The following is a 413-nucleotide window of genomic DNA, read 5'->3' as shown; positions in this document are numbered from 1 at the left end:
GTCCCGTTTCTGGCCCCGGTCCCGCCTCCGGCTCGTACGCCGGTCCCGGCCTCGCCGGGGAGGGCGACTTCCCCACCCCGCCGGTGGGGGCGCGGCCCGGCCGCCTGGCCGACCCGCCGCAGCCGCCGCGCGACCGCGACTACGTGTCACTGCTGGACGAGTCACCGCAGCCCGAACTGGGCGACCCGTTCCCCACACGGCGGGTGCCGCCGGAGGAACTCCGCAAGATGCGCGAGGGCGCCGGTATCCAGGACCGCGCGTCGTGGGACACCCCGACGCAGGCCGACGGCTCGGCCCCGCCCACGGGCGGCGGCCCGGTCCACGGCTGGGACGTCGCCACCCAGGCCGACGCCGCCGCGCGCCCGGCCGCGCCGCCGGGCCGTCCCGTCCCGCCGCCGCCGCAGCCCCCGGAC

The 413-nt window shown here is 80.9% G+C and carries 1 pseudogene; it reads left to right on the top strand.

The features are described 5' to 3' along the window. Positions 1-413: pseudogene (locus C1I98_RS42490) on the top strand (hypothetical protein); the annotation flags it as partial.

The organism is Spongiactinospora gelatinilytica (genome assembly GCF_003236385.1).
In the GTDB taxonomy this organism is placed as follows: domain Bacteria; phylum Actinomycetota; class Actinomycetes; order Streptosporangiales; family Streptosporangiaceae; genus Spongiactinospora; species Spongiactinospora gelatinilytica.
This window is presented reverse-complemented; position numbering and strand designations above follow the sequence as displayed.